At 39.1% G+C, this 13,076-nt stretch carries 9 protein-coding genes, 1 tRNA gene and 1 pseudogene; 7 read left to right on the top strand and 4 right to left on the bottom strand.

Annotation, left to right across the window (positions count from 1 at the left end):
• The 4 genes and pseudogenes from NBG71_RS12475 to NBG71_RS12490 form a co-directional block, all read left to right on the top strand.
• Nucleotides 1-2,989: pseudogene (locus NBG71_RS12475) on the top strand (beta strand repeat-containing protein); the annotation flags it as partial.
• A 103-nt stretch (nucleotides 2,990-3,092) separates the two neighbouring features.
• Entirely contained in the window at nucleotides 3,093-4,346 is a 1,254-nt protein-coding gene (locus NBG71_RS12480) for a TolC family protein (protein ID WP_250916895.1), read from the top strand.
• 24 nt (nucleotides 4,347-4,370) lie between these two features.
• Complete coding sequence (locus NBG71_RS12485) at nucleotides 4,371-6,530, top strand: type I secretion system permease/ATPase (RefSeq protein ID WP_250916896.1); 2,160 nt, start codon at nucleotides 4,371-4,373, stop codon at nucleotides 6,528-6,530.
• Between the two features lie 20 nt (nucleotides 6,531-6,550).
• A complete protein-coding gene (locus tag NBG71_RS12490) occupies nucleotides 6,551-7,810 on the top strand; it encodes an HlyD family type I secretion periplasmic adaptor subunit (RefSeq protein WP_250916897.1) in 1,260 nt (419 codons plus the stop codon).
• A 195-nt stretch (nucleotides 7,811-8,005) separates the two neighbouring features.
• Here the strand turns inward: NBG71_RS12490 and NBG71_RS12495 are convergent.
• From NBG71_RS12495 to mutY, 4 genes are all read right to left on the bottom strand, one after another.
• Nucleotides 8,006-8,081 (bottom strand) — tRNA-Phe (locus NBG71_RS12495).
• A 249-nt stretch (nucleotides 8,082-8,330) separates the two neighbouring features.
• Nucleotides 8,331-9,401, bottom strand: a complete 1,071-nt coding sequence (gene mltC / locus NBG71_RS12500) for a membrane-bound lytic murein transglycosylase MltC (RefSeq protein ID WP_075672445.1) — start codon at nucleotides 9,399-9,401, stop codon at nucleotides 8,331-8,333.
• 63 nt (nucleotides 9,402-9,464) lie between these two features.
• Nucleotides 9,465-9,737 carry an oxidative damage protection protein gene (locus NBG71_RS12505; RefSeq protein WP_006534840.1) on the bottom strand — a complete coding sequence of 91 codons (273 nt, stop codon included), beginning with the start codon at nucleotides 9,735-9,737 and terminating at the stop codon, nucleotides 9,465-9,467.
• Nucleotides 9,738-9,766: 29 nt separating this feature from the next.
• Complete coding sequence (gene mutY / locus NBG71_RS12510; protein ID WP_219410078.1) at nucleotides 9,767-10,807, bottom strand: A/G-specific adenine glycosylase; 1,041 nt, start codon at nucleotides 10,805-10,807, stop codon at nucleotides 9,767-9,769.
• A gap of 216 nt (nucleotides 10,808-11,023) precedes the next feature.
• Between mutY and trmB the strand changes: the two genes are divergently transcribed.
• The 3 genes from trmB (at nucleotide 11,024) to glsB (ending at nucleotide 13,070) form a co-directional block, all read left to right on the top strand.
• On the top strand, nucleotides 11,024-11,743 hold the full coding sequence (gene trmB, locus NBG71_RS12515; RefSeq protein ID WP_075672331.1) for a tRNA (guanosine(46)-N7)-methyltransferase TrmB: 720 nt from the start codon (nucleotides 11,024-11,026) through the stop codon (nucleotides 11,741-11,743).
• Nucleotides 11,743-12,069, top strand: a complete 327-nt coding sequence (locus tag NBG71_RS12520; protein ID WP_023581025.1) for a YggL family protein — start codon at nucleotides 11,743-11,745, stop codon at nucleotides 12,067-12,069. The genes trmB and NBG71_RS12520 overlap by 1 nt, the downstream gene beginning before the upstream one ends.
• 74 nt (nucleotides 12,070-12,143) lie before the next feature.
• Nucleotides 12,144-13,070, top strand: a complete 927-nt coding sequence (gene glsB, locus NBG71_RS12525; protein ID WP_250916898.1) for a glutaminase B — start codon at nucleotides 12,144-12,146, stop codon at nucleotides 13,068-13,070.
• Nucleotides 13,071-13,076: the final 6 nt, after the last annotated feature.

The raw sequence follows: 13,076 nt of genomic DNA on the forward strand, positions 1-13,076 counted from the left end.
AGGAACTGGAAGACGGCGTACAGACTGAAGTTACCGTACCGGGCGGCAGTGCAGCCGGAGATAAATTAACGCTGACTGTTACCAAGCCTGATGGTTCAACTGAAACCGTGGAACATACCTTAACCGCAGATGAAGTGGCTGCGGGCAAAGCGGATGTGACTATTCCGGCTGATAAAGTGACAGCTGACGGTAAATACTCTGTTACAGCCGAAATCACAGATCCTGCGGGTAACACCAGCGGAAAAGGTCAGCCAACTGACTTTACGGTCGATACCCAAATTCCGGGGGACACTGACGGTGACGGAGTGGTAGATACAACACCGGTGGTCACTATTCCGGAAGCGGCGAATGGTGTGAATGCGAAAGAACTGGAAGACGGTGTGCAGACGGAAGTCACTGTACCGGGCGGCAGTGCAGCCGGTGATAAATTAACGCTGACTGTTACCAAGCCTGATGGTTCAACTGAAACCGTAGAACATACCTTAACCGCAGATGAAGTGGTTGCGGGCAAAGCGGATGTGACTATTCCGGCTGATAAAGCAACACCGGATGGTAATTATTCTGTTAAAGCAGAAATTACTGATCCTGCGGGTAACACCAGCGGTGAGGGTAAACCAACCGACTTTACGGTAGATACTGTTGCACCTTCTGCTCCGGTATTGAATGCAGAAGATAACGGTTCTGTTTCTGTTGAACTGCCGGGTGATGCTAATAAAGGGGATATGGTTGAAATCACCTTCGAAGATGAAAACGGTGACAAACAGACGGTAACCATGGAGAAAGGGGATAACGGCTGGACATCCAGTGATCCTAATCTGCTCCCTGACACTAATGGCAACAGCACCACAATTCCGTCTGACAATGTGAAAGACAATAGTGAAGTCATCGCCGTTGCCAAAGATCCGAGCGGTAATGAAAGTGATCCGGCAACAGCAACGTCAAAAACAGATGTGTTACCGACAGTGAGCATCAGTGTTGAGACAACGTCAACGGATGATAAAGGCGATAAAATTAGTGCGGATGCTTCTGTTTCCGGCGAGATAATGGAAGTTCCGGCAACCATTGAGGACAATGATGATACGACCGGATTAGTGTATACCGTAGCGCTGGATTACGTTGCATCACAGGATGTGACCGTGACAATCACCTTAACAAATGGTGCAGGTTATGCGAGTGCTCCGGACTATTCAACACTCGCTGGCTCTCAGCACGACGGAAAAATAACCTTACATGGTGACACCGGTAAAGTGACATATGACGGGGCATCAACAGTAACGGTTGTTATTCCTGCAGGCTCGAAGAGTGTGTCATTTATGGTTGATCCAACAATGGAAGCTAACCAGAATGCATTTAATGCAGAAGGTATGGAGAAAGTGGTTGCAACCATTACGGGAACATCCGATAACGCAACGGCAGTAACGGATACTGTAAATAATGCGGGCGCTTCAGCAACCGGTATTATTTATGATGGCAACCCGATTTCATTGCGTAATCTGGACGGTGATTTGACACTGAAATATTCATTATCCTCATCAGAAGCTGTAGGTGGTGATTTCGGTTATACCATCGGTGTTAACAGTGGCAAGCAAGACCCAATGGTAACCACCAACTATAACGATACTGTTTATGTTGGTTATTATCAGGATGGTCAGGAAACATCATCATACAGCAACGTGGCCAGTTCTCTGGATAACGGTTATGACGGAGATACGGAGATAAAACAGACGGTAGTGCAAGTCTCACCACGGTTGATTTAGGGGCTGGTGATGACCTGATGGTTGTCCGCGGTAATATGTTAACCAATACTCGGATCTATGCCGGTGAAGGTAACGATACCTTTACCATGGACGGCATGAATACAGCAATGCGTGTTATGTATTCAGGCAGTTATCTCTTTATGGAATCCGGAGATGACACTGTTACCATTAAACAAACAGGAAATCTGGCTAATGCTGGTCAGATCTATCTGGGATCAGGCAGTGACACCTATATTCAGGGAGATGCGACGACTGAAAATAATACCGAATTGTCTTGTTTATTAGACTTGGGTAGCGGTACCAAAGACAAATCAAATCTGCCGAAAGAGTATCTTTCTGTTTATCAGGACGGCAGTAATTTAAGCCTGGGTAATGACAACAATATTGACACAGCCACAGATGTTAATACCGTCACTATCTATGGCTCTGTATCCGGTGAAATTTTAGGTGGATACGGCAGTGATAATATTACGGTAACTAAAAATCTGACCGGTAATATTTCTGTCGGTGACAATGCAGATATCTTAACGGCCGGATGGATTTATGGTGGCAATACTGTCTCTATGGGGGACGGCAATGATACTGTTACCGTCACTGATGGTGCATATAACACGACTATTTCACTGGGGGCGGGAGATGATGTATTTGATGCCACTTCTGGCGTAATGGGTGATTCCGTTTATGCCACGGTCGTTAATGGCGAAGACGGAAATGACACCTTTAAATTAGGCACAATCGCTAAAAATCTGACTATTGATGCTGGTGCTGGAGATGACATTGTTGTTCTAACAAAAGACTATGATTCTACATCCTCTGGTAATCAAGGTTATATTAACGGCGGAGAAGGCAGTGATACCTTAGTTTTGACGGGAACAATCTCTGTTAATCTGGCGTCTGGTAAAAATGAAGGTATTGCTGGCTTCGAAAAAGTGGATATGACTGTTGACACTGATCTGAAGGCTAACAATGCATCTCAATTAGTCAAGTTAACAGCATCGGATGTATTAGGTATGAATGCAAATTCAACAATTTATATTTCCGGTGATGCCAATGACAAGGTTGATTTGGGTGCTGATGGTGCAGGAAGTTTAGGAACATTCACTGCAACTGCTACAACTGTTAAAGCAACTGCATTAGATGGAACTGAGCATACTTATACACTTTACAGCAGTGTAAGTGGAGCAAATGTCTATATCGATAATAATATTATCGATAACGGAGGCGTTTTTTAATTATCAGTTGTAATTAAATCTAAGGCTACTCATTCGAGTAGCCTTATTATCCAATGCTAAATTTTTATATTTGGATTGCATTTGCTTATTAGAGGTAATATCTGTGTTTTCTATAAATAAATTTAAAATAATAATGATTATTATTTTAGGAGGCGTATTTTTTAATTCACATGCAAATTCTTTGAAATATATATTAAATAATTCATTAAATAACGCACCAGAGTTATTAGAAGCTAAAGCTGATATAGATATAGCGACAGCTCGAGTTAATCAGGCTAGAGCTCAACACTTCCCTATATTAAGCGTGACAGGAAATAAATTATTAGGACAATATCATCGTGATAGCAGAGATTATGATGATAATAATTTTGTTCCAGGACTTAGAGGTGAATTAAATCTCTATTCTTTTGGTGGAATAGAAAGTGATGTTGAGCGCAACGAAAAAGAACAACTCTATTATCAATTTAAATACAGTGAAACTAAAGAGAATATTGCTTACACCATATCAGATCTCTATTTAAAGGCATTGCTGGCCAAAGAATCTATTTTGGTAAAGAAAAGAAGTTTAGACAGACATAATAAAATTATAGCTGAATTAAAGGTGATCGCCCGTAATGATGAGGGGCGCATTTCTGAATATGTTCAGGCAGAAGCAAGAAAAATATTAGTAGAGCAAGATATTAATCATTATGAAAAAGTATTAATGACAACGTTAAATACATTATCAAAATATACAGGATTTCCAGTTGGCGAAAGTGATCTTGTTAATCCTTTTGATGGCATGACGGTCAGTGATATGTACCGGGAATATACTGTAGAAAATAATAATCAAAATCCGGCCTATCTTGTTAGTCAGGCGGATATAGAGGCTAAAAAAATGGGTGTGGAAGTTGAAAATAAGAAACAGCTTCCGAGAATAAACCTGACCGGAAATATAACTAAAGATGATCGTCAGATAGGCATTGATGTGACATGGGATATTATTAATTTCTCATCACTCTATTCTGTTGATGAAAAAGTCAGTCAGTTAAATGCAGCTCAGCAGAGAATGGATCGCGTCATCAGAGATATTGAGGAAGCAAGGCGATTATCGGTTATTAATATCCAAAAAAGTACTCAAAAATTGAAGATATTAGATGCACAAATTTTATCATCGACAAAAGTCGTTGATTTTTATCAACTGCAATTTAATGTTGCACGCCGTTCTTTGTTAGATGTTTTAAATGCAGAAAAAGAATTATCAGATGTTGAATTATCTTATGCCACGACATTGAGTGATCTCAGACAAGGGATGCTTGATTATTTGTATGCACAAGGAACGCTTTCTCACTGGGCACTTAACTCACTCATACACTAATAAACTAAGGTAAATATTGTAGTTATGAAATTGATCATAGAAGGTCTTTCTCTTACAACTCAGTTATTAGGTACACATTTATCTGTGGCTACACTGACTGCGCATACAATCCGTACCACAAAGATGGGGATTGATTTTTCATCACTGATAGAGTATCTGAAAAGTGAAGGCTTTGAAAATACATTATCACAACGTGTTCTGGATGATATTCCGTCTCTGGCAATGCCGGTATTATTGTTATTAAAAAATGAAGAAAGTGCTGTTTTAACTGAGATTTCATTTGATGAGGCTGGGCTACGTAAATATAAAATTCAGCAGGTGGATGGTTTATCTTTATGGTTGACCCAGACTGAATTAAGTGAAAAGTATTTAGGTTATTGCTGGTTTATCAAGCCCCGTATTGCAGCTGATGTACGCTCGGAACTGCCTGAGTATACAATGCCTAAAGCATGGTTTTTAAAAGTGATATGGCGCTTTAAGAAATATTATTATCAAATTATCGTTGCTACTTTTATTATTAATTTTCTGGCACTTGTCAGTTCATTATATGTCATGAATGTTTATGACAGAGTAATACCGAATAAATCTTATCAAACACTCTGGGTTTTAAGTATCGGGGTAATTATCGCGATATTATTTGAGTTTACAGCAAAAATGATACGGAGCCGGTTAACTGATATTGCGGGTAAAAAGGCAGATTTAATTATCAGTTCTGCTTTGTTCAGAAAGGTTACCAATCTTAAGTTACAGGAAAGACCTGTATCATCCGGATCCTATGTTAATAATTTACGGGATTTTGAGTCTGTACGCGATTTTATGACGAGTGCGAGTTTATTAACTTTAGTTGATATGCCTTTTTTAATTTTATTTGTATCTGTAATTGCACTTGTGGGGGGGAGTTTAGCTTTTGTACCACTGACTATAATTCCACTGGTTATTATTGTTGGACTTTTAGCTCAGCTTCCTTTATCAAAATATATTAATGAATCGATGAAGGAATCATCTCAAAGGCAAGGATTAGCAGTAGAAGCTATTGAAGGTATAGAAACATTAAAAACGAATAATGCTATGAATTGGGCACAAAAGCGTTGGGACTATTACACGGCAAAAACCGCATCGTCATCAATGAAAGTTAAAAATATCAGCAATTTTGTCATTTACTTTGCGGTTATGATGCAACAATTAAATACGATATTTTTAGTAATTATTGGTACTTATTTAATTCATAGTGATGATCCTACAAATAAAATTACGATGGGAGCATTAATCGCAACGGTTATTTTATCAGGCAGAGCCTTATCACCATTAGGGCAAATTGCAGGCTTAGCAGTGCGCTTTCAACAGGCTTGGGTCGCCTTAAAAGGCGTAAATGACATTGTTGAACGACCTTCAGAGCGTGAATCGGATAGGAAATATATCACACTGAAACAAATTAATGGAAATATAAAATTCCATAATGTTTCATTTGCTTATAATCAAGATAATAGCAGTGTGGTCAAAAATTTATCATTTGAAATAAAACCAGGTGAAAAAGTTGGCATACTTGGACGTATTGGTAGTGGTAAATCAACGACCTTAAAATTAGCTACTGGGTTATATTCGGCGGAACAAGGAAGTATCACTCTGGATGATGTCGATATTCGCCAAATAGACCCTCATTATTTGCGTAATCAGGTTTTATTATTAGAGCAGGAGCCAAGGCTGTTTTTAGGTAGCTTAAGAGAGAATCTTGATTTAGCCCGTATGGATGGTTTTTCTAGTGATCAAGACTTAATAATGGCTTTAAAGCGATTTGGTTTAGATAAAGTTATTAGAAAACATCCGAGAGGATTAGATATGTCCTTGGGAGAGAATGGGTTAGGTCTTTCTGGCGGGCAAAAACAAATTGTCGCCTTGGCTAGAATGACGATGAGAAATCCTAAAGTTGTCTTACTGGATGAACCAACAACGGGACTTGACCAATATTCAGAAATCCAAGCGTTAAATGCTATTTCAGCATGGTGTCGCACAAGAACATTATTAGTCGTTACGCATCGCCCTCAGGTACTTAGTATCGTTAACCGAATAATTGTTGTAGATAACGGTAAAGTTGTGATGGATGGGCCTAGAGATGCCGTTTTACAGCAGTTAGCTAAAAATGAAAAAGAAAAACATAACGGTTCGCTCAAAAGCCAAAATAGATAAGTAAGATTGAGAACGTTGAAATGAATGAATTAAATAAAAAACAGGTGACGCATTCAGTTCATTCTAAAGAGGCTTTTTCTAATAAGGATTTAGCACTTTTAAATGACTTACATGCAGCTCTTCAGAATGAAAAACATCATAAAAGTTTTATGATGATCACAATGTTACTGATGTTTTTAGTTATTTTTGTTATTTGGGCATGGAATAGTAGTCTTGAAGAAGTGACTCGAGGGCAGGGTAGTATTATTCCGAGTAGCCGTGAACAGATAATCCAGACACTGGATGCTGGTATATTAAAAAGCATGGAAGTCAAGGAAGGGGATATTGTTGAAAAAGGGCAAGTTTTGTTAACGCTGGATGATACTCGCTCATCAGCCATTTTGAGGGAAAGTGAAGCAAAAGTTGATAATCTTGAAGCGATTCGAGCAAGACTGAAAGCGGAGGCCTATTCTACTAAACTTAAATTTCCAGAGGGATTATCTACTGATTTAGTGGCACGAGAAACAACAGTATACAATATACGTAAAGAGGCGCTCGAATCAGGGGTAAACAATTTACAAAAAAGCAAAGCATTATTAGACAGAGAAATTGCAATAACAAAGCCTATTGTTGCACAAGGCGCTATGTCTGCTGTGGAGTTATTGCGAATGGAGCGTCAGTCAGCCGATATTCAGTCACAGATAAATGAAAAGAGAAATAAATATTTAACGGAAGCCAGTGCTGAATTAGTGAAAACAGAAGCCGAATTAGCTCAGGCAAGAGAAAATATGGCCGGGCGAGCTGATCCCGTTGAACGGGCATTAATACGGGCTCCATTAAGAGGGATTGTTAAAAATATACGAATTAATACTGTTGGTGGAGTGATTTCAGCTGGTCAAGATATTATGGAAATTGTTCCATTGGAGGATCAACTATTAGTTGAGGCTTATATCAGCCCAAGAGATGTTGCCTATGTCCGTACAGGAATGCCAGCATTAGTAAAACTGACCGCTTATGATTATGCTATTTATGGTGGATTGGAAGGTATTGTGACTTTAGTCAGCCCAGATACATTACATGATCAAAAGAGACCCAGTGATTTAAAACTCAATCAGGATGAAGCTTTTTATCGCGTATTAGTCACAACACAGAGCAGTCATCTTACTGATAAAAATGGAAAGGAATTACCTGTTATTCCAGGGATGATTGCTGGTGTAGATATTAAGACAGGAGAGAAAACCGTATTTCAATATTTGATTAAGCCAATCACAAGAATGAAGCAGGCTATGCAGGAAAGATAACGTTATATTTATATGATACAGCCTTATTAATATAATGAGGCTGTATTAGAAATTATTTTTTAAGAAAATAAAAAAAGCGTAACAAGACAACAAAGGGAATTTTCACGTTTAAATAAGTAGGTATTAATTTTAATATTGAAAACATTATGAACGCAGAAAGCAAAAAACCAGCCCAAAGGCTGGTTTTTCTAAAGATGGTGCCCGAACTCGGAATCGAACCAAGGACACGGGGATTTTCAATCCCCTGCTCTACCGACTGAGCTATTCGGGCAACGGGGCGTATTAAACCCGATATCGCCTTGCTCGTCAACGTTATTTATCACAAAACCGTTTGATTGCTGTTTTTTTAAACTTATTGATTAATAAAACGCTATTTGACGTGGGAAATGAATAAAAATAAAGCTGAAAGTGTTTTGTGATACTTAAAAAACACATGACGATAAGCCATTTATTGAGCCTCAGTAACAAAAAAGCTTCCCCAAACTTATTGAGGAAGCTTTATTTTTAGACTAATTATCAACTAACGATAGTTACGTTGAGCCGTACTGACCTTCTCAAGATAACGACGAGATTGATCGGCAGGGTGTTTATTACGTAATGTGGTATACACCTGTGTTGGCGCTAAGTTGTTAATCATAGCCGCCGCTTGTTTCTTATCGTTATGGAATATCCGCAACACGCTACCTGCACCACCGTTGTAAGCCTGTATAACGGCGTAGCGACGTGAAACAGGATCTTTGATATCTCCAAGGTAACTATTTTGCAATATCGAAATATAAGCCGCACCTGCATCGATATTATTAGCAGGATCAAATAAGTAACTACGACTTGGTTGTCCTGATTTTCCTTGCATCCGGAATACATCTCGACCTGCGGTTGCTGGCATAATCTGCATTAAGCCGAGTGCATCAGAACTGCTCACCGCATATGGATTGAAACTGGATTCAATCTGCATAATTGCCAAGATCAATGATGGCTCAACACCATATTTAGCTGCTGCTTGTTGTACTAGTGGTAAATATTTATGAGCACGTTGATCAAGGTGATTAGGAACAAGATTAAGAGTGACATACCAAATTGTGTTCATACCGGATTGACGTTTTTGTAATTTATTGGCAATCAGATAATCTGCAAATTTATTGGCGCGCCATTCCCAACGTATAGGTTGTCCTGTGTTATCGAGTACTTGTCCTAATAAAAAGGGTTCTGTACTGTGAGGGATATTATTGATATCAGAATAAAGGTCGATAGAGCCCGGATCTTCACCCATTAATAATGTAGTGACAATCGCTTTATGTAATTGGAATTGAGGTGCATCATTACCTAATGTTTCGATCGTGATCGTACCTGCTTCAAAGTTAATATGGCTACGGGTTTTATAAGCGTCAGTGTATTTTACGTAGTCTTTAGGGCCTGCGATTAATACTTCCTTCATACCCCAAATCATTTCGATATTATTGGCGAATTGCCCCATAAGAATATCGAACGCATTGGTATCCTTTGCATAATCGGGTTCAAATGTTTTTGGTGGTTGACTACTACATGAAATGAGTAGAGGGGCGATAATCAGCAAGAGAAGGATTTTTTTCATGGTCAATTGCATCGCTATGGTGAATAAAATACCAGAGCCTTAAAGGCTCTGGAAAAGTGAATATTATTTTTCAGGTGGTGTATAGCCGTCAATATGAACATCATGGCCTTCAAATAAAAATCTCACCATTTCTTGTTCTAATAGTTTGCGATCGTCAGGATTCATGGTGTTAAGTTTTTTCTCATTGATAAGCATGGTTTGTTTTGCCATCCATTGAGCCCATGCTTCTTTTGAGATTTCATTGAAAATGCGCTTTCCAATTTCTCCTGGGTACAACTGAAAATCAAGTCCATCAGCTTCTTTGTTAAGGAAAGTACAAAAAATAGTTCTGCTCATAATAAATCCTCAATATCGCAGGTATTAGCTTAGGCTAATTGTCTAAGTAAATTCTCTACAGGTGCTGCTAGCCCTACGGTTGCAGGTGTCTGTAAGTTATACCAAAGTCCTTTTTGCTCCTCCATCATAGAGGTAAACGCTGAGAGTTTTACGCAAATTGGCACAATATCTAAATGAAAGTGGCTAAAAGTATGTCTAAATGAAATCAGTTGCTCTGATTCATTATTATCAAGTCCATGCTTAGTTAACCACTGTTCTAAAAGTGCTTTTGTTTCAAATTGAGGAAAGGCAAATAACCCACCCCATATTCCTGCTGGTGGTCTTTTATCCAACCAAACAAGATTATCATATTGTAAAATAAGAAAATAAGTTGTTTTTTCTGGGATGACTTTTTTCGGTTTTTTCCCAGGATAATCCGCCCAATTATTTTGAGCATAAGCGATACAGCCAGTATTTAATGGGCATAATTCACATTTAGGCTTACTTCTTGTGCAAACCATGGCACCTAAATCCATCATTGCCTGATTAAAATACTCTATACCTTCGGTTGGGGTGACGTTTTCGCTGATCTCCCACAATTTATTTTCAACTTCTTTTTTACCCGGCCATCCTTCAACTGCATAACAACGTGCTAAAACACGTTTCACATTACCATCAAGAATTGGATAAGGTTTTTTCAGTGATAACGATAAAATAGCACCAGCGGTTGAACGTCCAACACCGGGTAAGGCACAAACGTCCTCAAAGGTATCAGGAAATTGCCCTTGATGTTTATCTACAATGTGTTGTGCTGCTTTATGCAAGTTTCTTGCTCTTGCGTAATAACCAAGGCCAGTCCAGAGATGAAGTACTTCATCTAGAGGGGCTTTAGCTAATGCGTTGACATCAGGAAAACGTGCAATAAAACGCTCAAAATAAGGAATAACCGTTGCAACTTGAGTTTGTTGCAGCATTACCTCTGATAACCATACGTGATAAGGCGTTTTTTCTTGCTGCCAAGGGAGCGTTTTACGCCCATATTTGTGATACCAATTGAGTACGACTTGCGAAAATTGCAGAGCTTCCATCATGTTTTATTTTATTAACTCATGTTCTGATTAAGGTAAGATTGCACCACAGAGAGAATAAACTGTAAACACTCTTAATATTTATCTTATAGAGTGATGCTTCTATGTGTGACTCTTGCTAAACTTAGTGATCTTTGGATAATGTCGGTTAAGTTGCACTCTTGCGACATTATAACGATTTTAAGTAAATAATTGGCCTAACGACTGACAGTATTAGACATGATCAAGAATGTAATTTCTCCGGAATTCAATGAAGAGGGGCGTGCGTTACGACGCGTTCGTAGTTTTGTTCGTAGACAAGGCCGTTTAACGCCTCGTCAAGAGCAAGCATTAGAAACACAGTGGCCCGCCTTTGGCATTGAATATCAACCGGAACCCATCGACTTCAGTCAGGTTTTTGGACGCGAAGCGCCTGTAATTTTAGAAATTGGCTTCGGCATGGGTGCATCGCTCGTGACTATGGCAAAAAATACACCAGAAAATAATTATTTCGGTATTGAAGTACATGCGCCGGGTGTTGGTGCTTGTCTTGCAAGTGCTGAAGAAGAACAATTAAGCAATCTGAGAGTCATGTGTCACGATGCGATTGAAGTGCTCAATCATATGATCCCAGATAATAGCTTAAAAATGGTTCAGCTATTCTTTCCTGATCCATGGCACAAAGCGCGTCATAATAAACGCCGAATTGTTCAAGTGCCTTTTGCAGAATTAATTTTAAATAAATTAACGTTAGATGGTGTTTTTCATATGGCGACAGATTGGGAGCCATATGCAGAACATATGCTTGAAGTAATGACAAGTGTTGAAGGTTATCAAAATTTGTCAGAAACTCAGGATTATGTACCACGACCAGAAACACGACCTGTGACTAAGTTTGAAAAACGTGGTCATCGTTTAGGGCATGGTGTCTGGGATCTTATGTTTAAGAGGGTAAAATAATGGCTAAACAACGTAGTCGCCGCTTACGCAAAAAAATGCGTATCGATGAATTTCAGGAATTAGGTTTCTCAGTTAAATGGACTTTCCCAGAAAATACCCCAATTGAGGAAGTAGATCGCTTTGTTGATGAACTGATCCTCAAAGTTATTGAGCCAAACGGGCTGGCATTTGATGCAAGTGGTTACCTGAGTTGGGAAGGCTTAATCTGCTTACAACAAATTGGTAAATGTACAGAAGAACATCGCCAATTAGTCGAAAACTTCCTAAAAGAAAGCAAAATGCAAGATGTACAAACCTCTGAACTATTTGATGTTTGGTGGGATTGATAGAAAGTTATACATTTAGCAAATAATAACAAGGGCATCCAAAAGGATGCCCTTGTCTGTCTGGGGAAGGGACTGTGACTACAACGTTATCTAACGCATTACTGTCAGATATTTTGCAACAAATTCGCCCATTAATCGGGCAAGGAAAAGTCGCGGATTATATTCCCGCATTGGCTCAAGTACCTCCAGAACAGCTTGCTATGGCTGTTTATACGGTTGATGGAGAACTCTATCAATCAGGCATGGCAGATAAGCGTTTTTCAATCCAATCTATTTCTAAAGTACTCAGCTTAACGCTTGCTTTAACTCGTTATGAAGAAAATGAAATTTGGCAACGTGTAGGAAAAGAGCCATCAGGGCTACCTTTTAATTCCTTGATACAGCTAGAAATGGAAAAAGGAATACCACGTAATCCTTTTATTAATGCGGGTGCCATTGTTATCACTGATATGTTGCAGTCTCGCTTAAGTGCGCCTAAGCAAAGAATGTTAGAAGTGATCCGTTTTCTCACTGATACTTCTGATATTTGTTATAACTCAGTGGTTGCAAAATCAGAGATGGAGCATCTTAGTCGAAATGCCTCTATCGCTTATCTAATGAAATCTTTCGGTAATTTTGAGAACGATGTTATTACGGTACTGGAAACCTATTTTCACTACTGTTCAATAGAGATGAGTTGCACCGAGTTAGTGCGATGTTTTAGCTATTTGGCTAATCAAGGTACATGTGTGGGTAATAAAAATCAGATTATTACGCCAAGACAAACCCGCCAAATAAATGCGTTAATGTTAACTTGTGGCATGTATGATGGTGCCGGTGAATTTGCATTTCGTATCGGTATTCCCGGAAAATCAGGCGTCGGTGGTGGCATTATTGCCGTTGTTCCCGATGCTTTTACGGTTGCAGTTTGGTCACCCGAGTTGGATAAATCAGGTAACTCATTAGCAGGTTGTGCAGCACTTGAATTATTAGCAAACAAAGTAGGGCGTTCCATTTTTTAGGTGTGT

This window comes from Proteus sp. FZP2095 (genome assembly GCF_023701425.1).
In the GTDB taxonomy this organism is placed as follows: domain Bacteria; phylum Pseudomonadota; class Gammaproteobacteria; order Enterobacterales; family Enterobacteriaceae; genus Proteus; species Proteus cibarius.